Source organism: Agrobacterium vitis (assembly GCF_013337045.2).
In the GTDB taxonomy this organism is placed as follows: Bacteria; Pseudomonadota; Alphaproteobacteria; order Rhizobiales; family Rhizobiaceae; genus Allorhizobium; species Allorhizobium vitis_B.
Genome location: NZ_CP118259.1, coordinates 1,403,291 through 1,428,563 on the forward strand (window position 1 = coordinate 1,403,291; position 25,273 = coordinate 1,428,563).

19 protein-coding genes are annotated in these 25,273 nt (G+C 58.4%); 12 read left to right on the forward strand and 7 right to left on the reverse strand.

Annotated elements, in window-relative coordinates; genetic code table 11:
- The first annotated feature begins 48 nt into the window (after positions 1 to 48).
- The gene (locus tag G6L01_RS06635) at positions 49 to 534 is read left to right on the forward strand and encodes a GNAT family N-acetyltransferase (protein WP_070164693.1); all 486 of its coding nucleotides are present in this window, start codon (positions 49 to 51) and stop codon (positions 532 to 534) included.
- A 21-nt stretch (positions 535 to 555) separates the two neighbouring features.
- On the opposite strand, the gene parE is transcribed toward G6L01_RS06635, so the two are convergent.
- Positions 556 to 2,679 carry a DNA topoisomerase IV subunit B gene (parE, locus tag G6L01_RS06640; protein WP_156584035.1) on the reverse strand — a complete coding sequence of 708 codons (2,124 nt, stop codon included), beginning with the start codon at positions 2,677 to 2,679 and terminating at the stop codon, positions 556 to 558.
- Positions 2,680 to 2,980: 301 nt separating this feature from the next.
- Between parE and G6L01_RS06645 the strand changes: the two genes are divergently transcribed.
- On the forward strand, positions 2,981 to 3,874 hold the full coding sequence (locus tag G6L01_RS06645; RefSeq protein WP_070164694.1) for a dienelactone hydrolase family protein: 894 nt from the start codon (positions 2,981 to 2,983) through the stop codon (positions 3,872 to 3,874).
- A gap of 40 nt (positions 3,875 to 3,914) precedes the next feature.
- On the opposite strand, the gene G6L01_RS06650 is transcribed toward G6L01_RS06645, so the two are convergent.
- Positions 3,915 to 5,111: a GGDEF domain-containing protein gene (locus G6L01_RS06650; RefSeq protein WP_070164695.1), complete on the reverse strand. Its 1,197-nt coding sequence runs from the start codon at positions 5,109 to 5,111 to the stop codon at positions 3,915 to 3,917.
- Positions 5,112 to 5,676: 565 nt separating this feature from the next.
- On the opposite strand from G6L01_RS06650, the gene tpiA reads away from it, so the two are divergent.
- From tpiA to G6L01_RS06675, 5 genes are all read left to right on the forward strand, one after another.
- The gene (gene tpiA / locus G6L01_RS06655) at positions 5,677 to 6,447 is read left to right on the forward strand and encodes a triose-phosphate isomerase (protein WP_070164696.1); all 771 of its coding nucleotides are present in this window, start codon (positions 5,677 to 5,679) and stop codon (positions 6,445 to 6,447) included.
- 97 nt (positions 6,448 to 6,544) lie between these two features.
- Positions 6,545 to 6,949, forward strand: coding sequence for a preprotein translocase subunit SecG (gene secG, locus G6L01_RS06660; protein WP_070164697.1), 405 nt, complete (start codon positions 6,545 to 6,547; stop codon positions 6,947 to 6,949).
- Between the two features lie 115 nt (positions 6,950 to 7,064).
- Positions 7,065 to 8,702 carry a CTP synthase gene (gene pyrG / locus G6L01_RS06665; protein WP_081341883.1) on the forward strand — a complete coding sequence of 546 codons (1,638 nt, stop codon included), beginning with the start codon at positions 7,065 to 7,067 and terminating at the stop codon, positions 8,700 to 8,702.
- Between the two features lie 188 nt (positions 8,703 to 8,890).
- A complete protein-coding gene (locus G6L01_RS06670) occupies positions 8,891 to 9,931 on the forward strand; it encodes a serine hydrolase domain-containing protein (protein ID WP_070164698.1) in 1,041 nt (346 codons plus the stop codon).
- Positions 9,928 to 10,839 carry an agmatinase gene (locus tag G6L01_RS06675; RefSeq protein ID WP_070164699.1) on the forward strand — a complete coding sequence of 304 codons (912 nt, stop codon included), beginning with the start codon at positions 9,928 to 9,930 and terminating at the stop codon, positions 10,837 to 10,839. Before G6L01_RS06670 ends, G6L01_RS06675 begins: the two co-directional genes overlap by 4 nt.
- 95 nt (positions 10,840 to 10,934) lie before the next feature.
- On the opposite strand, the gene G6L01_RS06680 is transcribed toward G6L01_RS06675, so the two are convergent.
- Complete coding sequence (locus G6L01_RS06680) at positions 10,935 to 17,702, reverse strand: apolipoprotein A-IV repeat region-like domain-containing protein (protein ID WP_070164700.1); 6,768 nt, start codon at positions 17,700 to 17,702, stop codon at positions 10,935 to 10,937.
- Between the two features lie 493 nt (positions 17,703 to 18,195).
- On the opposite strand from G6L01_RS06680, the gene G6L01_RS06685 reads away from it, so the two are divergent.
- Complete coding sequence (locus G6L01_RS06685) at positions 18,196 to 18,564, forward strand: Hpt domain-containing protein (RefSeq protein WP_015916025.1); 369 nt, start codon at positions 18,196 to 18,198, stop codon at positions 18,562 to 18,564.
- Positions 18,565 to 18,780: 216 nt separating this feature from the next.
- On the forward strand, positions 18,781 to 19,101 hold the full coding sequence (locus G6L01_RS06690; RefSeq protein WP_015916026.1) for a 2Fe-2S iron-sulfur cluster-binding protein: 321 nt from the start codon (positions 18,781 to 18,783) through the stop codon (positions 19,099 to 19,101).
- 71 nt (positions 19,102 to 19,172) lie between these two features.
- Here G6L01_RS06690 and G6L01_RS06695 read toward each other — a convergent pair whose 3' ends face one another.
- On the reverse strand, positions 19,173 to 19,829 hold the full coding sequence (locus tag G6L01_RS06695) for a DUF922 domain-containing Zn-dependent protease (RefSeq protein WP_071206372.1): 657 nt from the start codon (positions 19,827 to 19,829) through the stop codon (positions 19,173 to 19,175).
- A gap of 278 nt (positions 19,830 to 20,107) precedes the next feature.
- On the opposite strand from G6L01_RS06695, the gene folP reads away from it, so the two are divergent.
- The 3 genes from folP (at position 20,108) to folK (ending at position 21,873) form a co-directional block, all read left to right on the forward strand.
- A complete protein-coding gene (folP, locus tag G6L01_RS06700) occupies positions 20,108 to 21,001 on the forward strand; it encodes a dihydropteroate synthase (RefSeq protein ID WP_070164702.1) in 894 nt (297 codons plus the stop codon).
- Positions 20,994 to 21,362 carry a dihydroneopterin aldolase gene (gene folB / locus G6L01_RS06705; RefSeq protein ID WP_070164703.1) on the forward strand — a complete coding sequence of 123 codons (369 nt, stop codon included), beginning with the start codon at positions 20,994 to 20,996 and terminating at the stop codon, positions 21,360 to 21,362. Before folP ends, folB begins: the two co-directional genes overlap by 8 nt.
- A 61-nt stretch (positions 21,363 to 21,423) precedes the next feature.
- Positions 21,424 to 21,873, forward strand: a complete 450-nt coding sequence (gene folK, locus G6L01_RS06710) for a 2-amino-4-hydroxy-6-hydroxymethyldihydropteridine diphosphokinase (RefSeq protein WP_234891844.1) — start codon at positions 21,424 to 21,426, stop codon at positions 21,871 to 21,873.
- A gap of 79 nt (positions 21,874 to 21,952) precedes the next feature.
- Here the strand turns inward: folK and G6L01_RS06715 are convergent, their stop codons facing one another.
- The 3 genes from G6L01_RS06715 to G6L01_RS06725 form a co-directional block, all read right to left on the reverse strand.
- Positions 21,953 to 22,501, reverse strand: a complete 549-nt coding sequence (locus tag G6L01_RS06715; protein WP_070164705.1) for a hypothetical protein — start codon at positions 22,499 to 22,501, stop codon at positions 21,953 to 21,955.
- 152 nt (positions 22,502 to 22,653) lie between these two features.
- Positions 22,654 to 23,751, reverse strand: coding sequence for a YcjF family protein (locus G6L01_RS06720; protein WP_070164706.1), 1,098 nt, complete (start codon positions 23,749 to 23,751; stop codon positions 22,654 to 22,656).
- The gene (locus G6L01_RS06725) at positions 23,748 to 25,217 is read right to left on the reverse strand and encodes a YcjX family GTP-binding protein (protein ID WP_070165122.1); all 1,470 of its coding nucleotides are present in this window, start codon (positions 25,215 to 25,217) and stop codon (positions 23,748 to 23,750) included. The genes G6L01_RS06720 and G6L01_RS06725 overlap by 4 nt, the downstream gene beginning before the upstream one ends.
- Positions 25,218 to 25,273: the final 56 nt, after the last annotated feature.

Here is a 25,273-nt window from a genome sequence, read left to right on the forward strand (position 1 = left end):
TAACATATAATCGTTTTTGTCCGGTTTGGTGCCTTTCAGGATCGACAGATGTCCGTGAACAATCCTCTTTTGGCAATCACCATTGAACCGCCCCGCCAGCCCGACGTGATCCGGTTGCTGGATCTCTCCGATGCTTATATGGCTGCACTCTATCCAGCGGAAAGCAACCATCTTCTGGAAGTTTCGTCACTGGAAAAGCCTGATGTCCATTTTTTCGTGGCGCGCCATGAAGGGCAGGTGGTCGGCTGCGCCGCCATTGTCGAGGCTGGTGATGGCACGGCGGAGATCAAGCGGATGTTTGTCGACCCGCAATCAAGAGGCCTGTCCCTCGGCAAAAAGCTGATGGCAGCCTTGGAGGAGCAGGCAAAAAAGCTTGGCCTTGAGGCGCTGCGCCTTGAGACAGGCATCAGCCAGCCGGAAGCGATTGGTCTCTATCGCAAAGCCGGTTTTGAGGAAATCCCGCCCTTCGGCTCTTACCGTCCCGATCCGCTCAGCATGTTCATGGAAAAACGGCTGGAAAATCCTGTCGCTTGATCGGCCTTCGTCGTTGAAGGGTTAAATATCCAGGTTTTCCGCAAAGGCGGCCCGTTCCTGAATGAAACGGAAGCGGGCTTCCGGTTTTGTCCCCATCAAGGCGTCCACCGCATCACGGGTGCCTTCGAAATCGACGTCGTCGATCTCGACTTTCAGCAGCATCCGCTTGGCCGGGTCCATGGTGGTTTCCTTCAACTGGGCTGGCATCATTTCGCCGAGACCTTTGAACCGGCCGATTTCGACTTTTTTGCCTTTGAAGGTGGTTTCCATCAGTTCGGCACGGTGAGCATCATCGCGGGCATAGACCGTCTTTGCACCCTGGCGGATCACGTAGAGCGGCGGCACGGCCAGATAGAGATGATTGCCCCGGATCAGTTCCGGCATTTCCTGATAGAAAAAGGTGATCAGCAGCGAAGCGATATGGGCGCCGTCCACGTCGGCATCGGTCATGATGACGATGCGCTCATAGCGCAGGTCTTCATCACGATATTTCGTGCGGGTGCCACAGCCGAGCGCCTGGATCAGGTCGGCAATCTGCTGGTTGGCCATCAGCTTTTCACGGCTGGCGCTCCCGACATTGAGGATCTTGCCGCGCAAGGGCAGAATGGCCTGGTTGGAGCGGTTACGGGCCTGCTTGGCCGAGCCGCCAGCCGAATCGCCTTCGACGATGAACAGTTCCGCGCCCTCGGCGGTGTTCTGGGCGCAATCCGCCAGCTTGCCGGGCAGGCGCAGCTTGCGCACCGCGGTCTTTCGGTTGACTTCCTTTTCCTTGCGCCGCCGCAGCCGTTCCTCGGCCCGCTCGATCACCCAGTCCAGCAGCTTGGCGGCTTCATTCGGATTGTCAGCCAGATAATGGTCGAAAGGATCGCGCAGGGCGTTTTCGACCAGACGCTGCGCCTCGACCGTCGCCAGCTTGTCCTTGGTCTGACCGACAAATTCCGGTTCGCGGATGAAAACCGACAGCATGCCGACCGCCGAAATCATCACGTCATCGGTGCTGATTTGCTGGGCACGCTTGTTCTGGGTCAGTTCAGCATAATTCTTCAAGCCCTTGGTCAACGCAATGCGCAAACCGGCCTCATGCGTGCCGCCTTCGGGCGTCGGGATGGTGTTGCAATAGGAATGAACCTGCGGATCGCCGCCATACCAGGTGATCGCCCATTCCATCGCGCCATGGCCGCCGGTTTTTTCGGTCTTGCCGGCAAAAATTTCGCGGGTGACGGTAAATTCCTTGCCGAGCGTCGCGGCCAGATAATCCTTCAACCCGCCGGGGAAGTGAAACACCGCCTTATCCGGAATGTCGCCGCCGGTGGTCAGGATTGCCGGATCGCAGGACCAGCGGATTTCCACGCCACCGAACAGATAGGCCTTGGAGCGGGCCATGCGGAAAATCCGGCCCGGATCGAATTTCGCGTGATCACCGAAGATCTGCGGATCGGGGTGAAAGCGCACCCGCGTACCACGCCGGTTATGGACATCGCCCAATTCTTCCAACCCGCCCAGCGGCACGCCGCGCGAAAACCGCTGGCGATAGAGCTTGCGATTGCGGGCCACTTCCACTTCCAGCAGATCAGACAGCGCATTGACGACGGATACGCCGACCCCGTGCAAGCCGCCTGAGGTCTCATAGGCCTTGCCGTCGAATTTGCCGCCCGCATGCAGCTTGGTCATGATCACTTCAAGGGTGGATTTGCCCGGCACCTGCGGATGCAACTCGACGGGAATGCCGCGACCATTGTCGGAAACCGTCAGAAAGCCTTCGGCATCCAGATGGACATCGATGAAATTGGCATGGCCGGCCACCGCCTCGTCCATCGAATTGTCGATCACCTCGGCAAAGAGATGGTGCAGGGCCTTTTCGTCCGTGCCGCCGATATACATGCCGGGACGCATCCGCACCGGCTCCAGCCCTTCCAGAACACGGATGGAGGACGCGCCATAATCGTCGGGATTGCCAGTGGAGGCGGGCGTGGCTGAGCCGAAAGCCACTGCCTTGGCCGGGGTTTCCGGCTGGGCGGCGGGAACAGTCGTGGCACTAGCCGCCGCCACATCGGCAGCACCTTTCTGCGTCTTCGCCGCCTTGGGGGGCGTCGACGGCAGGGCGGCAAAAAGGTCGTTGTTATCGTCCATGATCTTGTCTGTCATTTGCTTGTGGTCTTCAGCGGAGCGTCGTGAAGAATTCTGTCTTGCGATAGGGCATACGCTCGTCCGTCCCTGGCGCTTTCGGCGCAGTTTCCGGTTTGTTCCTGATTAGCGCATATTCTCGGCAACAATCAACCGATTGCGTTCAAGTACGCCCATTCCTTTATTGCCTGTTGCGGCAAGGACGCGGGAGAATTATGTAGCACTTGGTCAAACCATGTCCATTCAGCCTGTTTTCAAGGAAAACTTTTGCGTTTCTCGTGACGGCGTGGCAAGGCTGCGCCGTTAAGGAGACCTGATCCCGATGCGGATGTCCACAGTTCATTTGTTCGCCCCCGTGGTTCTGGCCGCTCTCTGCTCGGTCGCCAGCTCTTTGCCTGCAACGAGTGCGCCTGCCTTTAGCCTCAAACCGTTCAAGGACGAGCTGTTTTCCGGCCAGACCGTGCTGGAAAGCCGCGACAAGGGTGATTTCCAGACCATCGACTATCAGGAAATGCGCGACATCAATGGCCGCGACGAAATTCCAGAGCGCCGGGTGAAGTCCGCCTACGTCTCGCTTGGTGTGCGTCACCAGCAAAAGGACGAGACGCTGGATCTCGGTGATGCCGGCAAGCTGGACGTAACGAGGACCGGACCTGCTGATGGCGCGGCATTCACGGTGATCTTCATTCACGGCCGGGGCGGGGACCGCCGCCTTGGAGCCGATGACTACAAATTCGGCGGCAATTTCAACCGGCTGAAAAATCTCGCCAGCGACAATGGTGGAACCTATTACGCCCCCTCCGTTCGGTCCTTCGACCAATCGGGGGTAACGCAGGTTGCGGCCCTGATCGATTATGCCTCCGCCCATTCCGGTGGGCGTCCGGTGGTATTGTCCTGCGCGTCCATGGGCAGTTTCATCTGTTGGGGCCTGACCCGTGACGAACGAATCGTTGCCAAACTGTCCGGCATGGCCATTCTCGGCGGAGCCAGCGATCCGGATTTCACTGCCAGTGCGGCCTTCAAACGCAAGCTGCCGATGTGGTTTACCCATGGCAGCCGTGATAGCGTCTATGCCGCCGGCGACCAGATCGCGCTTTACGAGCGCCTGCACCGCACCGGCTATCCAACCCGATTCACGTTGTTTCTGACCGGTTCTCACGGGACGCCGGTGCGCATGACCGACTGGCGCGCCGTACTGAACTGGCTGATCCGCTAGAAACTACTGTTTTGGTCTGTCATTTGGGGAAAGCAGGGTTTCAATTTTCCCTGGCAAATTCCAGATTGAGCTGCGTTGACCCGCTCACGCAGACACGGTTGCGCCCGCTGCGCTTTGCCTCGTAAAGGGCCGCGTCGGCGCGGTTCAGCAGGTCTTCCAACGAAACCGTTGCCGTGGGGCCTTCCGCTACACCCAGACTTGCTGTTGTCACCTGGCCTCTGCCTTTGCCCAAATGCGGGATGTTCATGCACTCGATGGCCCGGCGGATGGCCTCTGCTATCGCACAGGCAGCATCAACATCCGTATTCGGAAGCAAAACGAGCATTTCCTCGCCGCCGTAGCGGAAGGCAAAGCCTTTTTCACCGGCATTGTCGCGAATGCACTGGCTGACAGTGCGTAGACATTCATCACCTTCCAGATGGCCATGCACATCGTTGTAAAGCTTGAAATCATCGATATCGAGCATGATGGCGCAAACATGTGTTGCCGGCACTTTGCCTTTCCACATGTCGGTCGCGACCTGCACCAGCGAGCGACGGTTTAGCAGGCCACTCAACTCGTCACGGGCGGCGTTATGTTCCAATTGCTGTTGCAGCAGGCCAGCGCGCAGCCTGTTGAGGAAATTCAATCGATCGGTATGTTCGAGAAAATAGGCACTGAGCGCCAGGAAAATTGCGATCGTAATGTAGAAACTGATCAGCCCACTATAGGTGATGTCATCGAAAGAGCCGTTCAACTTTGCGGTTTTCAGCAGCACGGCGCACATCAGCGTCAGGCCGATTACCACGATATGAAACCGTGGCCGTAGCGCAATGACGAAGAACAGGAATGCCGCGACATTGCCGTTCTGGTAAACGAACATGTACGGACTATTGCTGTAGATTGCGACCGACATCGGCAGGAGAATGCTGAATGTGCCTATTGCCAGCGACAGAAGTTCGTAATTCAGGGCGGTGCGCCAGCGTCTGACGGCAAGCACGCTGATAATTGCAAAGGGCGTGAATATCCCAAAGCGCACGATCATCAGTTTGTCGAACACGTCGGCCATCATCGTCGCGTCACCGATGAAAACGGCATCGTAGATAAGCGTGCCGACCACTGCCCAGAATGGTGTCAACTTGATCCGATTGGCGACATATTCCTGAAGAAATTCCGCTTCTACGGCAGGGCTGAACCGCAACGCCGGGAAGCCGCGGGCAATTTGCCGGTCGATGGCTTCAAGGGATACGGTGGCCATTGCGGCTCTCCGGTTGGCTAAGGGGAAACAAGCTTTCCGCATACGCCGAAACGTGGCTTTGGAGAAGCGTCGGCGTTAAGAAATATCAAAACAATTTAAAAGTCTTGCGAAGAACGAATCGGTTAAACAGCCCGCCCAGGATTTGGTTCAAGAGTTTGGCAGCATCGGATTGAAACAGAGAGACTCGAAGCTTTTCTTGTTTTCATTTGTCTTTTCGGAAAATCAGTCTCCCATTTTTCCTAGAAAAATCTCTGTTTTAATCCCTAAAATCACAGGGTTAAGTTGCCATCCTGCATGAATTAACGGCATGTTGCATTGCAACTTGCCTTTTTTGCCGCCACGTCCTTTTATAGGGTGTCTATAGCCTGTCGCGTTCAACTGGAATCAGTTGAACGATAACGGACATGCGGAAAATAAAACAAAGCGCGACATCGTTGAATTCAATGGAATACGCCGCGCTTTAATGTGGAAGATTATTGTTTATGATTTCCCTGGTGTCGGTTGAGGCGCGAAAAAGCGGTTTCCGGCGGATCAGGGTCATGGAATCAGGGTGGGTTGGATCGATATGACACCAGATGTACGTCCGCTTGTTGCGGGCAATTGGAAGATGAACGGAACCCGCGACGCGCTTGATCAGATCAAGGCGATGGCCGAAGGCGTGAAAGGACCGCTCAGCGAGAAAGTGGACAGTCTGATTTGCCCGCCGGCCACGCTGCTTTACGTGGCAACCGCGCTCTGCGACGACAGTCCGCTGCTTATTGGTGCGCAGGATTGCCATCAGAATGCGTCTGGTGCCCATACCGGTGACATTTCGGCGGAAATGGTCGCCGATTGCTTTGGAACCCATGTCATTGTCGGTCATTCCGAACGCCGCACCGATCACGCAGAAACCGATCATCTGGTGCGCGCCAAAGCGGTTGCGGCTCATGCGGCGGAACTGACGGCCATCATCTGCATTGGCGAGACCGCCGATCAGCGCAAAGCAGGGCAGACGCTGGATATCCTCAAGCGTCAGCTCGCCGGTTCTGTGCCGGACGAAGCGCTCGCCGAAGATACGGTTATTGCCTATGAGCCTGTCTGGGCGATCGGCACCGGCGTGACGCCAACCATTGCTGACGTGACCGAGGCACACGCTTTTATGCGGGCCGAGTTGACGCGTCGGTTGGGCAATGAGGGTGCTAAAATGCGAATCCTCTATGGCGGTTCCGTCAAGCCTTCTAATGCACGGGAACTGATGGGCGTTGCCAATGTTGATGGTGCCCTGATTGGCGGCGCAAGCTTGAAAGCCGCTGATTTCCTTGCCATATACGGTGTCTATTCGGATTTGACAGCCTGATCTTTGTTGAAAAGGGCTTTCTTTGCGGCGGCTCCTCGTGTAGAGAGCCGCCGAATGTTGTTTTGACTTGGCCCTACGTGGGCAGGATGGATCGTCCATGCAGACCGTACTGATCGTCATTCACCTCATAATCGTGATTTCGCTTGTCGGCGTCGTGCTGATCCAGCGGTCCGAAGGCGGCGGGCTTGGGATCGGCGGCGGCTCAGGCTTCATGTCGGCACGCGGCGCGGCCAATGCCTTGACCCGGACAACGGCTATCCTGGCGACGCTGTTTTTCATCACCTCGCTTGGACTTGGCATCTTGTCGCGGTTCGAGGCAAAGCCGACCGATATTCTCAATCGTATTCCGGCTGGCCAGCAGGCACCTTCCGGCAATATTCTTGACCAGCTGCCTGGCGCACCGGCGACAGCTCCTGCCAATGGCGGCGCGCAGGCACCAGCCAATGGCGCTGCGACAACGCCCGCACCGGCCCAGCCCGGCGCTGTTCCGACCGGCAACTGATCGGTCTGGTTCGTCTTCGCTCCGGCGGACTTAAACAGTCCGCCGGTTTTTCTTTGTGTGTATTGTCGCCGGTGTAAAAATAACGCTGGCGGAATCAGAATCGAAACGGTATCCGGTGAAGCCCATGGCGCGATATGTATTCATCACAGGCGGCGTGGTTTCCTCTCTTGGTAAGGGAATAGCGGCTGCGGCACTCGGGGCTTTGTTACAGGCACGTGGTTATCGCGTGCGGCTGCGCAAATTGGACCCCTATCTCAACGTTGACCCGGGCACCATGAGCCCGACTCAGCACGGTGAAGTCTTCGTCACCGACGACGGCGCCGAGACGGATCTCGATCTCGGACATTACGAACGCTTCACGGGGCGCTCGGCCACCAAGACCGATAACATCACCACCGGACGGATCTACAAGAACATTATCGACAAGGAACGGCGCGGCGATTATCTCGGCGCAACGGTTCAGGTCATTCCGCATGTCACCAACGAGATCAAGGACTTCATCGTTGAGGGCAATAGCGACTATGATTTTGTGATCTGCGAAATTGGCGGCACGGTGGGCGACATCGAGGCCATGCCTTTCGTGGAAGCCATTCGCCAGCTGGGCAACGAGCTGCCACGCGGCGCGGCGATTTATGTGCATTTGACGCTGATGCCTTACATTCCGGCGGCTGGCGAGTTGAAGACCAAGCCGACCCAGCATTCCGTCAAGGAATTGCAGGCTCTTGGCATTCATCCGGACATTCTGCTGGTGCGTGCGGATCGTGAGATTCCTGAACCGGAACGCCGCAAGCTGTCGCTGTTTTGCAATGTCCGCCCATCGGCGGTCATTCAGGCGCTGGATGTTGCCAATATCTATGACGTGCCCATGGCCTACCACAAGGAAGGGCTGGACAATGAAGTCCTGGCCGCCTTTGGCATCGAACCGGCCCCCAAGCCACGTCTCGATGCCTGGGAAGAGGTTTCCAACCGCATCCGCACCCCGGAAGGCGAGGTTACCATTGCCATCGTTGGCAAATATACCGGCCTCAAGGATGCTTATAAGTCGCTGATCGAAGCGCTTCACCATGGCGGCATTGCCAACCGGGTGAAGGTCAAGCTCGAGTGGATTGAATCCGAGGTCTTCGAGAAGGAAGACCCGGCGCCTTACCTCGAAAAGGTCCATGGCATTCTTGTGCCCGGCGGCTTTGGCGAGCGCGGGTCGGAAGGCAAGATCCTGGCCGCGCAGTTTGCCCGTGAGCGCAAGGTTCCTTATTTCGGCATCTGCTTTGGTATGCAGATGGCTGTGGTGGAAGCCGCTCGCCATCTGGCAGGTATCGAACAGGCCTCTTCGACTGAATTTGGTCAGACATCGGAGCCGGTCGTCGGCCTGATGACCGAATGGATGAAGGGCAATGAGCTTGAGAAGCGTTCTGCTGCCGGCAATCTTGGCGGCACCATGCGTCTTGGAGCCTATAAGGCTGCGCTGAAGAAAGATTCGCGGATTGCCGACATTTATGGCTCTACCGAGATTTCCGAGCGTCACCGCCATCGCTACGAAGTGAATGTGGACTACAAGCAACGGCTGGAAGACTGCGGTCTGGTCTTTGCAGGCATGTCACCTGACGGCCTTCTGCCGGAAACGGTGGAATATCCCGATCACCCATGGTTCGTCGGCGTGCAGTATCACCCGGAACTCAAGTCCCGCCCCTTGGACCCACATCCATTGTTCAAGAGCTTCGTGGAAGCGGCTTTGGAGCAAAGCCGGCTCGTTTGAGGCCGTCAGACCATCAAGACAATGCAGACAAAACCCGCCCGCAAGGCGGGTTTTGCTTTTGGACGGCGGAAAAGATAAAATCGGCTCGGAACACTGTCTTTGCTCCATCGCAAAACCCTATTCTACATTCAAACATTGACAGCTAAATGCGTATCGAATTTCCGCGATGAGTGCGAAAGCTGATCTGGATGCCCATACGTTTACTTTTCCAAGTTTTACTGTCTCTGTTAATGCTGCTCTCCCTGGGAAGTGCGCATGCTCAGCCGTGGCAGACTATTGATCCGGCGTTGGCTGGATGGAATGTCGACAGGCTGAAAGCCGCTCAAGATTATTCCACTCGGTTGAAACCGACAGCCGTTATGGTGGTTCAGGATGGAAAGGCTATTGCGCGTTGGGGTGACGTTTCGCGCAAAGTGAACGTGGCGTCGATCCGGAAGAGCGTGTTGAGTGCGCTCTACGGAATTGCCGTATCCGAGGGCCGCATAAACCTCGAGAATACGCTTGAGAATCTGAAGATTGATGACAAGCCTCCCAGCCTTACCGCAACAGAAAAACAAGCGACTATCCGTGACTTGCTTATGGCAAGGTCAGGGGTTTATCATCCTGCAGCCTCCGAAACCGACGAGATGCGGAGCAAACGGCCAGAACGTGGAAGCCATGCACCGGGCTCGTTCTGGTGGTACAACAACTGGGATTTCAATGCCCTCGGCACGATCTATCGCCAGCAGACAGGCGAGGATATTTTCCAGAGCTTTGCACAGCGCATCGCTGCGCCGCTCGGCATGGAGGATTTCTCGGTGCGTGACGGCCATTATGTAAAGGTTGCTCAATCAGAGCATCCTGCTTTCCCGGTCAGTCTCAGCGCCAGGGATGCCGCTCGTTTTGGTCAGCTTTATCTGGATGGCGGAAGATGGAACGGCAGGCAGGTCATTCCCGGATCATGGGTGAAGGATTCCACAAAGCCTTACTCCCAAACCGATCGGGGAAGTATGGGTTATGGTTATCTCTGGTGGACATTGAACCCTGCCGTATTCGGAGAAGGAGCGGCTCTGGCATCCGGCTATGGCGGTCAAGCTATTGCAATCATCCCTCAAAAGCATTTGGTCGTCGTGCAGGTTGTCGACGCTTCACTAAATCCCAAAGGCATTCGAACAAGCCATTTCGTGGCCATGCTGCAAATCCTCGCGACGGCTGCTCCTTTGGGCATTGAACCAGGATCTGAAAAATGAGCAATGGACCTTCATTTCTTGGCTTTCCTGAACGGCTTTCCGGCGGGCGTAAACCCGAAATCGTGATTGTCGGAGCTGGTCACGGTAGCACCTATGCCAGACAGGATAGCGGAGGTCACGGCTTGGCTCCGGATGCTATCCGCGTTGCCAGCCAGGAAGATGCGGGGTTGATCGACCATTGGGATTTCGATCTTGGTGGCCCGCTTTTCGCTAACAAACCGGCTTGCTGCATTGATGTTGGTAATATTTCGACAATCATGCACGATAATATTGGTAACCGAACCAGAATCGAGGCAAAAACACGGGAGATCCTGGCGTCTTCGGCTGTTCCAGTCGTGTTGGGCGGGGATGATTCCATCCCGATTCCCTTTGTCTCAGGCTTTTCGCAGCACGGTCCTGTCTGGGTGCTGCAAATTGATGCCCATATTGATTGGCGCGACGACATAGATGGCGAACGCTATGGCTATTCGAGCCCGATGCGCCGGATCAGTGAAATGCCTCATGTCGCCGGTATCGTGCAGGTCGGCATGCGCGGCGTCGGCAGCGCAGCTATTACCGAAGTTGAGGCGGCGCAGCAGTATGGCAGTCGCATAATAACCTCTCGCACATTTCACGCTCAGGGTATCGATGCTGTACTCCAGCACATCCCGGAGGGCGCGCAAACCATCATCACTCTCGATTGCGACGGCCTTGATCCCTCGATCATGCCAGGTGTGGCGGCTCGGACGCCTGGCGGCCTCACATATACCCAGGTCATCGACCTGATCGCGGGTGTAGGCAAGCGGGGCAGAATTGCCGGGTTCGATCTTGTCGAACTCTATCCTCCCGCTGACATTGATAACCTCTCCGCTTTGACCGCAGCACGTCTTGTCGTCAATGTCATTGGCGCTATCGTTCGGCAGGGATGACATTCGAGCCTGCCGCTAAATTATTTGAGCGTTACAAATACAAAACCCCGGAGTTGCCCCCGGGGTTTTGTTCATATTCAGGCATTCAATCGTTCTCAGCTAAACCGGCCTGCCGCATGCGCGAGCATGGTATAAACCTTGCCGGTGTCGGACGTCAGGTAGGACTGGGTGATCGACTTGTCGCGGTCGGTACGGGCCACGTCGGACAGCAGCTTTTCGAAATCGGCGATATAGCGGTCGACGGCAGTGCGGAATTCCGGTTCGCGGTCGTATTTACGCTTGATTTCATCAAAGGTCTGCTGGCCCTTCAGCGTGTAGAGGCGACGGGTGAAGACGTCGCGCTCGCCGCGCTGGTAGCGGCGCCACAAATCGACCGAGGCATCGTGATCGATGGCCCGGGCAATATCGACCGAAAGTGAATTCAGCGATTCGACCATATGGCGCGGGTTGCGGCTGTCATTGCTGCGCGGAGCTTCCCCAGCTGGGCGAGTGGCGCGGGCAGGCGAGGTGATCGTCTGTTCCTCACGCGAAGCGCCGCGCAATAGGTCGCTGATCCAGCCGCCGGAGCCTTCGCCCGCAGCGGGTGCTGGCTGTTCACTTTGCAGGCTGCCACGCAGGCCAAGCGGGCTGGCGGCAGGGCGTGGAGCTTGCTGGACTGGTGCCGCCGAAATTGCCGGGCGGGCAGGCGCGGAGACCGGAGCCGGTGCGGGCTGTGAAACCGGTGCATGGGCCTGAACAGTCGGTGCTGGGCGAGCCGGTTGCGGCTGAACAGCAGCAGGGGCAGGCGCGGCAGCGCGAGGCGCTGGCGTGGAAATTTCCAGCTGCTGGGCGCTACGACCCACCAGTTGTGAAATATCCTGCAAGGCCTTGATCTGCTCGGCAACAGCACGCCGCATGGCACCGGCACTTTCCTTGGCTTCTTCCGGCAGGTCGAAGGCGCCGCGCTTCAGTTCGGTACGGGTCAGGTCAAGTTCCTGTCGGATTTCCTGGGCCGAACGACGGATCTCGTCGGTGGCGCCGGAGAAGCGGCCAAGGGCATCCTCGACGGCCGACCGCACGGCTTCGCGCATCTGGTTGGCCGTACCATCCGATTTCTGACCGGCCTCTGCCAGAATACGGTCGACATCGGCGAGCGACGACGACAGGCCACCGCGCAAGCGGTTTGCCAGCTCACTGGAGCGTTTTTCTGCATCACCCAAGGTGCGCTCGATGGCGCGGGTGGCATCTTCGCCAGCCGAGAGCAGCGAATCGCGCATGGAGCCAGCCGCGGACTTGGCTTTCTGTTCGGTCTCTCCGAGGATCTGGCCAATATCCGCAAAGGAGGTTTCAATCCCCTGACGCAGGTTTCCGGCCACCTGGCTGGAGCGCTGCTCAGCCTGACTGAAGGCGCCATCGACCATTCCGGCCAGCGACTTCATGGTATTCTCGATCTCTTCCGACCGCTTGACGATGCCGATGGAAAGATCGCGCAGGGCCTGCTGACGCTCTTCCAATGTACCGGCAAGGTTGGACTGCGCCGCGCCGAGCAATTCGGATGCCTGACCGAGCACTTTTGCATGATCGCCGAACCGACCGACAATGCCCGTCACCTGAGACAGGGCCTGGTTGGAGACATTCGACAGCCGTTCCAGATTGCTTTCCAGCAAGCGGCCAGACGTCGCCAAGACATCGGCGGCCTTGTGGGTGGTCGCGGCCAGCCGGTCAGTCGTTGCGCCAAACTGACGGTCGGCATTGGCCATGGACTGGGCGGCCTGTTCGACGACGGCATGCAGCGTCTGGTTGGTTTCGCTGATGCGGTCGATCATTTCGCCAGCGCTGGATGTCAGGCTGTTTTCCGCAGCATTCATCTGGCGAGCGGCTTCGGCGGCACGGGCTGCCAGAGCATCGGCCAGCTTGGCATTTTCCTGGCGCAGGCTGTGGGCGCTCTGGTCGGCGGCCTGGGCGATCCGTTCGACGGCATCGCGGCCAACCTGGGCATATTGCTCGACGGTCGGCTTGGCTTTTTCCTCGATCAGGCGCGCCAATTCCGACGTGCGGCCTGACAGCATTGAATTCAGCTCGCGGGTGCGCTCATCCAGCGTGGTGCGGATTGCATTGCCACGGGCATCCAGCGCCTTGTCGACGCTGTCGAGGGCGTCGGTCATGTCGCCGGTCGTTGCCGACAGCGCGGCGCGGATCGCCGTAGCACGTTCTTCCAGGGCCTTTTCGGCATCGGTCAACGTGCCAGCGATGGCGCCTGCCTTGGCGGTAATGGTGGCTTCGGCTGCCGAAACCTTGCTGACGATGGCATCACCAGCGTCCGAGAAGCTTTGGGCGATCTGCGCGCCCTGGCCAGCGAGCCGGTTCTGGGTGTCGGAGATCCGGCGTGTAAGATCTTCGGCCTGTTCGCGCACCGAACGGGTGAATTCCTCGTTGCGGGCATTCATGGTCTCCGAGAATTCCTGGCCGGTCCGGCCCAGCAATTCGGCGGATTTCTGCGCCTCACTGTCGATCTCACGAGTGGCGCCGATAACGGCTTCGCGCAAGGAAGAGGCGAGACCTGCGGCCTTGCCCTCGATGGTGTTGTTCACGTTCTGCAAGCCGATATTCAGGGCGCGGTCCATGGTCGACAGACGCTCATCGATAACAGACGTGCGGCTGTCGAAAGTATCCGAGACGCGCTGCGTGGCATCGCCGAGTGTCTGCTCGATCCGCTGGGTCGCATCCATGGTGACGCGCTCCAGGTCGGAAACCTTTTCGGAGAGTTTGGCGGCAACATTGTCACCGGCATTGCTGACCTTGAGATCAACGCCTTCGAGGCTGCCCTGAATACGCTGTTCGAGACTGCCAAGGCTGGTCTCGATCCGGGTGCCTGTCTCGGACAACCGGTTGGCGACGCCGTCCAGCGAGCCTTCGACCCGTGTGGAGAATTCTTCCGCCGTGCGGCTGATTTCGCGGGCCGCCTGACCGAACTCTCCGGCAATGGCGCCAGCCGAACCGCGCAGCCTGTCCTGAAGATCACGGCTTGAAGCGTCGATGGTGGAGCGCAGATTGTCCTGCTGTTCTTCCAGCGACATTTCCAGCATGCCGGCGCTGGCGGCGATCGACGCGCCGATGGCCATGCCCTGTTCGTTGAGGGTTTCTTCCAATCCGCTCCGCGCATTCTGCAGGGCACTGGTGATGGCATTGCCACGCTCGTCCAGCGTCTGGCGCAGTCGATTGTGATTGTCTTCGAAGGTGGTTTCCAGCCGTGAAACACTGCCGGTAATGTCACTCTCGATCCTTGAGACGCCAGACCCCAATACCTGTTCAACCCGGTCGGTCGAGCGGCCAAACACCTGTTCGACGCGGTCGGTGGATTGGCCAAGGGTTTCGGTCAAGCGGCTGGAATGGGCTTCCAGTGACTGTTCAAGGCGGCCCTGGTTTTCTTCGTAGGCGGCACGGATATCATCAGCCTTGTTGCCGAAGGCGAGCGCCATGCGCAGATCGGCTTCCGTAGCGGTATCCATGACCTGGTTGATACGGCTGTCGAGCATTTCGGCCAGACGACCATGATTAGCTTCATAGGCTTCACGAATTTGGTCAGCCTTGGCGCCAAGTGCTTGCTGGACACGGCTATCGGCAAAGCCGACGGTTTCGATCAGCTGGCCAAGCTTGGCGTCAATGGTTCCAGCCAGTCTCGCTTCGCTATCTTCATAGACAGAGCGGATCGAATCAACCTTGCTGCCCAGTGCAAACTCGATGCGCATATCGGCTTCGGCAGCCACATCGCTGAGTTGCTCGACCTTGCTATCCAGGGTCTGCGTAAGGCGGGCCTGGCCCTCCTCATAGACGGCGCGGAGCTGGTCAGCCTTGGAGCCGAAGGCTTGCTCGATACGGCTGTCGGCAGTGCCGAGTGTCTCGGTCAGAGCGCCGAGCTTGGCATCGATCGTGCCGGAAAGCCGTGTTTCGCTCTCCTCGTAGACGGCGCGGATCGTGTCCATGCGATTGCCGAGCGCCAGTTCAATGCGCATGTCGGCATCGGAGGCAGCGTCGCTGATCTGTTCGATCTTGCTGTCGAGCGTGCGGGCAAGGCGAGCCTCGCTTTGCTCATAGGCGGAGAGAACCTGATCGGCCTTGGTGCCGAATGCCTGTTCGATGCGGACGTCTGCATTGCCGAGCGTCTCGGTCAGCGCGCCAAGCTTGGCGTCGATTGTGCCGGAAAGCCGTGTTTCGCTCTCCTCGTAAACGGCACGGATCGTATCCATACGGTTGCCAAGCGCCAGTTCGATGCGCATGTCGGCATCGGAGGCGGCATCGCTGATCTGTTCGATCTTGCTGTCGAGCGTGCGGGCGAGACGGGCTTCGCTTTGTTCATAGGCCGAGAGAACCTGATCGGCCTTGGTGCCAAACGCTTGTTCAATACGGCTGTCGGCATTGCCGAGCGTCTCGGTCAAGGCGCCAAGCTTGGCATCGATGGTGGTGGCCAAACGGCTTTCGCTGTCTTCGTAGACGGCGCGGATCGTGTCCATGCGGTTGCCGAGCGCCAATTCAATGCGCATGTCTGCTTCGCTCGCCGCATCGGTGATCTGGTCGACCTTGCCGTCGAGCGTCCGGGTAAGGCGCGCTTCGCTTTCTTCATAGGCCGCACGGATCGCATCGGCCTTGTTGCCGAAAGCAGCCTCGACACGGCTATCGACGGCGAGGGCCGTCTGTTCAAGCTGCTCGACCTTGGCATCGAGAACCGATGTCAACCGCTCATGGTTCGTCTCATAGGCGGCGCGAATCGCATCGGCCTTGTCGCTAAGAGCGGCCTCAATGCGGGCGTCGGCACCGTCGGCAGCCTCTATGATCGTCTGTGCCTTGCGGTCCAGCGTGTTGGCCAGACGGCTTTCGGAGGAGGTGACAGCTTCGACAATCCCGGAAGAGGCATTTTGCAGCAGATCGGAAATGCGATCATGGCTGCCGGTGAGCTGGTTGATCACGGCTTCCGAACGGCTGCCCAGCGTTTCGTCAAAACGGGTCTGACTGGTATTGAGGGCCTCGGTCAAGGCTGTGCCACGCTCGGCCATGATCTGGTCGATACGGCTCTGGGCGTTGGAAATTGTTTCGTCCAGTTCACGACGGCGGCGCTCAAGGGCGTCCGCCAATTCCCGCGAATGGCTGGAAAGGGCTTCGTTCAACGCTTCCTGATTGCCGCCAAGGGTTGCGGCCAGCGCGAAGGATTGATCGGTCATGGTATTGCCGAGACGGTCGATTGACGTCGTCAGCATCCCGTCAATGGCTTCCGAGCCGCCCGCCATGGTTTCGTTGATGCGCAGCAGGCTTTCGTTCAGCTTGCTGTCGAGCGTGCCGGCACGCTGGTCGAAAGCGGTAGCGAATTCGGTCATCCGGTCATCGAACGTGGCGTTGATCTGACCAATGGTCGCCTGCATCCGGTCTTCAAACAGGCCGGAGCGGATGTCTATATCGACAAGCGCGTCTTCGGCATTGGTTTGCAGACTCTGGCGGAAGGTAACAGACTTTTCTTCAAGAGAGGCGTTGAGGCGAGACAGCGCAGTATCCAGGCTACCGCTGATCGTCGCTTCGCCCTGGGTGAAGCTCTGGGCGATTTCTCGGGTACGGGCGACCAGCGTTTCGTTCAACTGGCGGGCGCGGTCATTTAACGCAGCATTGAGCTTTTCGGTATTGGCATCCAGCGTCGAGGCGCGGGTCTCGAACTGGCGCAGAATTTCTTCGCCATGGGTAGACATCGAGCCGGTGAGGGCCTGCAAACGGGTGTCGAATTCGCTCGACAGCGAGAATCCGGCGGCGCCCAGCGTCTGGACCATTTCGTCGGTCTTGGCGGTCAGCAGTGATCCAAGCGTCGTGGCGGCGGTGTTGGATTTCTCCATGATCGTTGCCGCGCGCATATCGATCATCGAGGCAAAAGCCTCGCCCGAAGTCGCCAGTCGAATACCGATTTCTTCTGTCGCCAGCGACAGATCTTCCTTCAACTGGTCATGGGCACCAACGATGGAGGAGCGGATGCGGTCGGCATGGTTGACGATGGCATCGCGTTCCGCCGACAATTCCTGCACCAGGCTGCGGACCCGAAGCTCGTTATCGGTATAGCTGCGTTCCAGCGCGGTCACCTCTGAATGAACCAGGGTTTCCAGTTCGGTGGCGCGGGCGATGGTGCGCTCGATGCCCTCGTTCATCGCCGAGACTTCACGGCGCACAGCCTGGCCGACCGACATGATGCGCTCGGAGGCGACGGTTTCCGGCTCGGACAGGCGCAAGGCAACTTCCGCCATGGAGCGGGCGGCATTGCGCATGTCCTGCGCCCGCGACATCATGATAGCAAAGGAAAAGAATACGAAGATCGGCAGGATAGTGCCGACGAGAATGGCGATAATGCCAGGATTGGCAAAAATGGCGGCCGCGCCGCCGCTCCAGATCTGCGAGCCATAGAGCAATTGCGACAGAGCAAGGCCACCAGCGCCCCAGAGTAGCGAAACGATAGTGGCATTGCGTAGCGCGCCGCCCATCGAGCCGCCATCAAGCGATTTCAAGACAGCGGATGAACTGCGGCGGGAGGCATCGTTGGCAGGCGCAAGGGAAGGGGATCTCGGCGCGGGATCGGTGGGTGTCGCGGAAGCGGGTTTTGGGGCCTTGGCGGCTTTTGCCTGGGCGGCGGCCCGCATCCGTTCTTTTTCATGGGCTGTCGTATCCGCTTGCGGCGCGGAGGTCCGTGGTGCAGGCTTGGTCTGTCTCGGTGTGTCGGACACTGTTGCCTCCGCCGCTACAGGCGCGGGGCCACGCACTGGCGTATCGTCTTCTTCCTCGAAGTCGATCCTCAGGGCTGCCTCGAGGGCCTGGAAAGCGCTATCGTCAATCGACTCGCTTGTCTTTTTGGTCGCCATAGGTACGCCTCGCTTACGCCTACTCAGGCCGCATTGCCCGACCGGATTGCTTATAAGGCCCGGCAAACGCGGCTAACACCTTAATCATCCAGTCCCCGCACCCATTTGGCCGGTTTCCCCGGCCATCCGGACTGAATTTCGGCAGATCTCCACGGATTTGCGCATAATGCCCTGGGCTGCAATGGTCATCCATAGCACTACAGGGACTAGCAGCAAAGCCTTGAGGTAATCTGCCTTTCTACCCGTTCCGTAGTGACACATTCCCGATACTGTTACAATTAACGGCACGGCTTATCCCAAAGAGATATCAGGCTTATTAACACAATTTAAAGGATCTCAGGTCGGGAAAACACATAATCTGACGGCCTTTAACGGAAATTAACCATAAGTAGAAATATCCGGAGACGTCTGGCCCGAATTTAACCCCAATCCCACGATTGACAACCATCCTGAATATGAGAACCGTATCATAACAAAAAGGATCTAAAGGGTCATGGCTGCCGTCAACATCGCTTTCGAAGCTCCAGAAGTACAATCCGGACTGAGCCCGTCCAAGGCAAGGCCGATCGATCTGGTCCATCTTGCCACGCAAACCATGGGCGACAAGGCCTTGGAAATCGAGGTTTTGCAGATGTTTGCAAAGCAGGCGCGCAGCTGTCTGCAGGGTCTCGCCAATGCGTCCGCTGATCCGGTTGCCATCGCTCATCGCCTGAAGGGGGCGGCCAGCGCCGTCGGTGCCTTCAAGGTGGCAGAAGCTGCTGCCGAAGTCGAAGGCAAAGGCCCTGATGCCGCCCGGATTGCGGCGATTACCGCAACTGTGGTTGAAGCCGAGCATTTCATTTTGAAGCTTTGCCGTATCTGAAACGGTAGCGCCGTATCCACGCCAGTCGAGGCTTGAACGTTGCTATGCCCCGGTTGACTGGTATGCGGATTTGTCAGAAAACTGCGCGCCTGACGGCTGCGCCGGCCGCTGATATCAGCGGCCTTGTTCATCCGGCCAGATTATCGTCTTTGTCTTCATCACCGCGATGTGCTGACCGTTGCGCGCGGTGTGCTCTTCAAGCCCCGGATAGATCCCATGACCCAGTTGACCATTGTTGCCTTTGATGGCACCCGCTTTGACCTTGATGCCGCCGATGGCTCGACCGTGATGGAAAATGCCGTGCGCAATTCTGTTCCCGGTATTGATGCCGAATGCGGCGGCGCCTGCGCCTGCGCCACCTGTCATGTCTATGTCGATGAGGCCTGGGTGGAGAAGACCGGCGGTCCGGCGCCAATGGAAGAGGACATGCTGGATTTCGCAACTGATGTGCGACCCAATTCCAGACTTTCCTGTCAAATCAAGATCGCCCCGGCGCTGGCCGGTCTTGTTGTCCATGTGCCGGAGCGCCAAGGCTAATCCACGCAGTCGTTTTTCTGCTGTGAAAAGCGCGCGCATCTCGCAGGACTGTATCGAAGACGCTGGCTCTATCAGTCGTGATGGGCTTGCTTCTTCGTGTAGCGATATTTCAGCAGCCTCATGATCCGGTCGTTGAAATTAACCGCTTCGATCCGGTCGAACCGCAACTGGTCGGCGTCATGTTCCTGCGTTACCTGATCCGTCAACACTGAGACCTCTTCCTGAAGCTCTTCGCAGGAGGCGGCGCTGGGCATAGCTTTTAACTTTTGATCGAGGTCGCGGGCGTGCTGCACGGCGATTTCGGCATGGCGGGATTCGTGGCGATTGATATCGGCCGATAATGTATCCCAGATCAATCCCAGTTGCGGATTGGCCGAGCCGCGGTTTTTCCAGCGCGGCACAATCACCTTGATCGACACCGTCACCTTGATATTGCCAATGGCACAGCGGCCCTGATGACGCACATAGTCCATGGTGCCGCCAAAACGGATGCGGGTGGCGCCCGGGTGCCGGGTTCCGGTGCTGACCGTGTGCGGGCCTTTGCGCTCCAGTTCATGGTCGAGATCAGTGGCTGTCCGCCCGCCAATCGGGAAATAGACAGTCGATTTGCGGACAATGGTTTCTGCCTGCGCCATGCCTGTCGTGCCGATAACTGAGAGAACCATGCCGGAGACAATCACGCGGGAGACGAGCGTGGCACAAACCAGTGTGCCTTTTCTTTTGGCCATTGAACGTATCCACGACATTGAACTTGGTCCCGGTTTGGGGCATACAGCGCCGACATCGACCTGATGTGCCAGCCATTCTGAACAACCCTTGTTTTTCAAGGTGATCTTCACTGCGAATTTCAGCCGTTTCAAGGAAAGGCCGCATAAATCCCCAAACCCGATCGGATTTAAGGAAATATGCAGCTGGCATAAAGTGTTACGGCCAGTCTTGTTGCCTTGTATATGGCGCACTGCGCCGTATCGGCAACGGTCTTTTCTGCAAGGCGTGGGGAAACAGCGTGAAGATCTCAACTCAGCAATGGCACCTGGCGCATGGCCGCAGCCTGACGCTCGGGTCTCAGGCCCGCCTGATGGCGATCGTCAATGTCACACCGGATTCGTTTTCGGATGGCGGCGCCCATTCCAGCCGTGATGAGGCCCTGCGCTTTGCGCTGCAATGTCTCGAGGATGGCGCTGATATCCTCGATATCGGTGGCGAATCGACGCGGCCGGGGGCCGATTCCGTCTCAGCGGCCCAGGAACAGGACCGCATTCTGCCTGTCATCGAAGCATTGGCGCGCGACACCGATGCGCTGATCTCGGTCGATACCTATCGGGCTGAGACGGCGCGGCTGGCGCTGGCCGCCGGTGCCCATATTGTCAACGATGTGCATGGCTTGCAGCGCGAGCCGGAGATTGCCGATGTGGCTGCGGCAGCCAGGGCAGGGCTCTGCATCATGCATACCGGACGAGGCCGCGACGTGCTGGCCGATCCGATTGCCGATCAACGGCTGTTTTTCGAAAGCTCACTTGCTATCGCCCGTAAGGCAGCTGTAGCAGCTGAGACAATTGTGCTCGATCCCGGATTCGGTTTTGCCAAGGAAACCGTGGAGGCCAATATCGGCCTGATGGCGCGCTGTCATGAATTGCGGGATCTGGGCTATCCGCTGTTGGTGGGGACATCGCGCAAGCGCTTCCTCGGCACATTGATCGGGCGCGACGCCCCGGGGCGTGATGCGGCAACGGCAGCAAGCTCGGTTCTGCTAAGATTACAGGGGGCTGCCATATTCAGAGTACATGATGTAAGGACAAATCGCGATGCCCTGGCAGTGGCGGATGCAATGCTAACCATGGCCCCCGATGACGGGCCCGCCGCGCAGACGCGGCTGCGGGAAGGACGGATCGATGGCTGATACCTATACAATCACACTGAAGAATTGCGGGTTCTTCGCCCGCCACGGCCTGCATGAGCAGGAGAAATTTCTAGGCCAGCGATTTTTCATTGATGCCGAACTGGAGCTGCGGTTTTCCTCGGCTCTGGAAACCGATGAACTGGCCGGAACGGTGGATTATGGCGTAGCCTTCAACCTCATCGAAGAAATCGTCACTGGTAAGCGGCGCTATCTGATCGAGGCTTTGGCGCTGGATATCGCCAAATCGCTCTGTGACCGGTTCGAACAGATTCTGCGGGCGAAAATCACTGTGCGCAAACCGAGCGCGCCGATTACCGGCATGCTGGATTATGTCGAGGTTTCCGTTGACCATCATCGATAAGCGCGCCCCGGCGATCGCAGCGCTCGGGCTGGGTGGCAATATCGGCGATCCCGCGCATGCCATGGCAGCGGCACTGAAAGCCCTGGATGAGCGCCCGGATTGCACGGTGCTGGCCGTATCGCGGCTTTATGGTACGCCGCCCTGGGGAAAGCTGGATCAGGCGGATTTTTTCAATAGCTGCGCGCTGGTGCGCACCACATTGCCGCCATCCGCGCTGCTTTCGGTCTGTCTGGAGCTTGAGCGGGTGATGAAACGCGAGCGTCGGGAGCGTTGGGGGCCGCGCACGCTTGATATCGATATTCTGCTCTACGGTGACCAAACTATCGAGGAGGATCACCTGTCGATCCCGCATCCGCGCATGGTGCAGCGGGCTTTCGTCCTTCAGCCTCTCTGTGATATCGGCAGCGACCTTGTGGTAGAGGGCAGGTCGGTGGCCGACTGGCTAGGGCAGGCGGATGCCCATGATATCGTCGTCGCCGATACCGATCCGCTCTGGTGGAAAAGGGGCTGAATGCAAAAACCCGGCAATCTTTCGATGCCGGGTTTGAAAACTGTTGCCGCGATAGCAATGTCATACCGGCAAAGCCGATTTACTTCTTGATCGAGCCCACCGCGACCTGGTCAACCTGGCGATTGAGCCGCAAACCGATGACCGGAATCATCCGGTCTTCGACCTTGACGGAAATGGTCACGTTCATGGCCTTGTCATCTTCGATGCTGGCGACCATCGCGCCGTTCAATTTGGCACGGTTGATGCCCATGACCACCTTATCGCCATTCACCTGACCGGAGATGATGTCGAGGCCCTTGCCTTCGGCGCCGTCGAGGAACTGGCCGCTATAGGCGCCGCCCTTCATTGAGATCACCGCATTCATCGGCTGGGAAAACACGCCGACCCGGCACGTTCCGCCCAGCTTGATACCAGCCTCGGCGCCTTCGACAGGCTCACCTGTCAAGTTGCAGTTGAATTTGGTGCCTTTATACTTTCCAGCGACGATTTCGCCCGGTCCGCTCCAGACACCGGAAACGGATTCGAAGAACTGGCGATCCTTCTGGGCGGCATCAGCGACGCCTGCCGGAAGGGCAATGGCGCAAGCAACGGCAAAACTGCCGAGTAGCAAAGAGAAACGGTGCGGCATCGGCTTTCCTTGGCGTAATCGACGAACACTTGGTTGCTGATTTATAATGCCATGATGGTTAATATTTCCTTAGTTGCCGCGGTCTCGATGCGGTTTGCAGCCTTTATCCCACAAGAGATGTCTTGAAGAAGGGTTTTCTGAATTTGTAAGCTTTACAATGCCTTGTCGCTGGGATTGATGGCTGGTTTCAGCGCTGGCATAAAGTCTCCAATGCCTGGACGTCTTAACGCTTTGAACTCCAGGGGTCGGCAGAGGTCCATGGCGGCAATACCGATTCTCGCCGTCATCAGCCCGTTGATCACCCCTTCGCCAAGCCGTGCCGATAGCCGTGAGGCAAGGCCGTGACCCAGAACTTGTTGGGCAAGGCCGTCACCAATGGCAATCGATCCGGTCACGGCCAGATGCGCAAAGACATCGCGCAGCAGCCGTAACATGCCGATGGAGCCGGGGCGGCCACCGTAAAGTTCGGCCATGGCGCGTACCAGACGCACCACTTCAAACAGCACATAGGCAAGATCGACGAGCGCGCGCGGGCTGACGGCGGTAACCACCGACACCCGTTTTGAGGCATTGATAATCAGGCTTCGCGCCTTGGCATCCAGAGGCGCCAGCAATTCCCGCTCGGCCAAGGCAATCAGATGCGGGGCATCGATAATGTCGTTTTCGGCAGCTTTCAGCACGTTCCGCCCCCGCGCGGTTTCTGCCCGGTGCTGGGTCAGATCCTCGACGTCCTTGACCAGTTTACGCGCCTCGCTGGCTGTACCCTGCAAGGACAGTGCGCTGGCACGCTGTTTGATGGTCTGCACGGCATTCAGCCGGTAAATGCCAGCCAGCTCCCGGATCACCACCACTGCCAGCGCCAATTGGCCGATGCCCAGCAGGGTCAGTGCGGTATAGCCAAGCCAATCGGCGCGGGTAAAAAGATCACGGATCAGATCGTCGATCCAGAGACCGATGGCAAAGGAAGCGAGCGCGCCAAATGCTGCACCGGCCAGCTTGCCGAAGGAGAACCGGCGCTTGGCGGGCCTTGCAATCGGTACAATGGCTTCGTCTTCGCTCAAGCCTGCCAAAAACGGGTCTTCAGCATCGGGCGTGATCGTCACATTGGCATCGAAGCTTTTCGGCGCACGTCTTTGCGGCTCTGGCGCCTCGACAAAAGGCGGGCGGGCAGGGGAGGAGGATGGCTCATCAAGCGAAAAGGCCGCAGGCCTGCGTGGCAGTGGGCGTTGGTCTTCTGGTGTCTTGCTCATGCCAGACGGTCTCCGAGGAGAAATTGCAGGGCGCGGTCGAGCCTTATATGCGGAATGGACAGCTTGATGCCGCCGCCTGTCTCGTCCAGTTCCGGCGGGCGAAACCTTATAATGTTGAGATCCGGCCCGGTGTCTTTTCCGGATTTTGTCGTTTGAAACAGGCTTTCGATATTATCCGGCAGGTCGCCGGGAAAGACCGCTGTCTTGCGATTGCCGTCGAAGCGATCACCACCAATGGTTTCACCCTGCATCGGGGTGCCGACCACCACCGGCAGCAGATGGCCATCCTGCTTGACGGTTGCCTCGCGCGTTGCCCGCACCGAAGCCAGGGCAACGACCTCAATACCTGCGCCCGCCATGCCGATGGAAGTGATCGCCCCATCCACCAGCCGTCTGGTGACGGCCTGCAATTGCTCATGGCTTTCGTGGTGCAAATGATCGGCCTTGGTGGCGGCCACCAGAACCTTGTCGATCCGCCGTCCAAGCAGGCCCCGCAGCCAGCTGGAACTGCCGGGGCGAAAACAGGTCAGCACATCAGCCAGTGCCCGCTCCAGATCCTGCACCGCTTCCGGACCGCGATTGATGGCTTGAAGCGCATCCACAAGAACTATCTGTCGGTCTAGGCGGGCGAAATGTTCACGGAAGAACGGTTTGACCACCACGCTTTTATAGGATTCGTAGCGACGCTCCATCATGGCGCGCAGCGAACCCCTGACGATCTTAGTGTCGGGCTTCAACGCCAGCGGCGCGAAGGTCAGCGCTGGCGACCCGTCAAGATCGCCCGGCATCAGGAATCGGCCGGGCGGTAGCGTCGAAAGTGACCGCTCGTCGGCCTTGCAGGCTTTCAGATAATCGGCAAAAGCCTCCGCCAATTGGCGGGCGGTGGTTTCGTCGGCGGGCGCATCCGGATCGACCCGGCTTGCCAATCCCAGCCAACGCGCCGACAATTCCTTGCGGATTCCTGTCTGGGCCAATTCTACCGTATTGCGGCTGAAGGTTTCATAATCCTGTTGGAGAAGCGGCAGATCGAGTAACCATTCGCCCGGATAATCGACGATATCAATGGCGAGCTTGCCGGAGGAAAACATCCGGCCCCAACTGCTGGCGCTCTGATATTCCACCACCAGTCGCAGTTCCGAAATGGCTCGGGTAGAGCCCGGCCAGACCCGATCGCGGACCAGCGCGCGAATATGGTCTTCGTATTGAAAGCGCGGCACGGCATCATCCGGCTGCGGCTCCAAGGTGACGCGGGAAATACGGCCTGATTGCAGCGGCTCGAACAAGGGCAGGCGGCCGCCATTCAGCAGATTATGGACCAGCGAGGAGATGAACACGGTTTTGCCAGCCCGCGACAGGCCCGTGACCCCGAGACGGATCGTTGGATACAGCAGGTTCGAGGCCCGGTCGGCAAGATTGTCAAGCGCGATGCGGGTCTCGTCGGTAAAGCTGGTCATGGATGGCGGCACTGGGCAATGGTCCTGTTGTTTGCCTGCATATAGGGTGTGCGCCAGCGGATTGAAGG

What these genes read in the sequence shown, in the direction of transcription:
- G6L01_RS06645 (WP_070164694.1), top strand. Translation starts at nt 2,981, where the DNA reads ATGCGGATGTCCACAGTTCATTTGTTCGCCCCCGTGGTTCTGGCCGCT.
- G6L01_RS06695 (WP_071206372.1), bottom strand. Translation starts at nt 19,829, where the DNA reads ATGGCCAAAAGAAAAGGCACACTGGTTTGTGCCACGCTCGTCTCCCGC.
- G6L01_RS06670 (WP_070164698.1), top strand. Translation starts at nt 8,891, where the DNA reads ATGCCCATACGTTTACTTTTCCAAGTTTTACTGTCTCTGTTAATGCTG.
- folK (WP_234891844.1), top strand. Translation starts at nt 21,424, where the DNA reads ATGGCAGCGGCACTGAAAGCCCTGGATGAGCGCCCGGATTGCACGGTG.
- secG (WP_070164697.1), top strand. Translation starts at nt 6,545, where the DNA reads ATGCAGACCGTACTGATCGTCATTCACCTCATAATCGTGATTTCGCTT.
- G6L01_RS06715 (WP_070164705.1), bottom strand. Translation starts at nt 22,501, where the DNA reads ATGCCGCACCGTTTCTCTTTGCTACTCGGCAGTTTTGCCGTTGCTTGC.
- G6L01_RS06690 (WP_015916026.1), top strand. Translation starts at nt 18,781, where the DNA reads ATGACCCAGTTGACCATTGTTGCCTTTGATGGCACCCGCTTTGACCTT.
- G6L01_RS06650 (WP_070164695.1), bottom strand. Translation starts at nt 5,111, where the DNA reads ATGGCCACCGTATCCCTTGAAGCCATCGACCGGCAAATTGCCCGCGGC.
- G6L01_RS06720 (WP_070164706.1), bottom strand. Translation starts at nt 23,751, where the DNA reads ATGAGCAAGACACCAGAAGACCAACGCCCACTGCCACGCAGGCCTGCG.
- folB (WP_070164703.1), top strand. Translation starts at nt 20,994, where the DNA reads ATGGCTGATACCTATACAATCACACTGAAGAATTGCGGGTTCTTCGCC.
- tpiA (WP_070164696.1), top strand. Translation starts at nt 5,677, where the DNA reads ATGACACCAGATGTACGTCCGCTTGTTGCGGGCAATTGGAAGATGAAC.
- G6L01_RS06680 (WP_070164700.1), bottom strand. Translation starts at nt 17,702, where the DNA reads ATGGCGACCAAAAAGACAAGCGAGTCGATTGACGATAGCGCTTTCCAG.
- G6L01_RS06635 (WP_070164693.1), top strand. Translation starts at nt 49, where the DNA reads ATGTCCGTGAACAATCCTCTTTTGGCAATCACCATTGAACCGCCCCGC.
- G6L01_RS06675 (WP_070164699.1), top strand. Translation starts at nt 9,928, where the DNA reads ATGAGCAATGGACCTTCATTTCTTGGCTTTCCTGAACGGCTTTCCGGC.
- G6L01_RS06685 (WP_015916025.1), top strand. Translation starts at nt 18,196, where the DNA reads ATGGCTGCCGTCAACATCGCTTTCGAAGCTCCAGAAGTACAATCCGGA.
- parE (WP_156584035.1), bottom strand. Translation starts at nt 2,679, where the DNA reads ATGACAGACAAGATCATGGACGATAACAACGACCTTTTTGCCGCCCTG.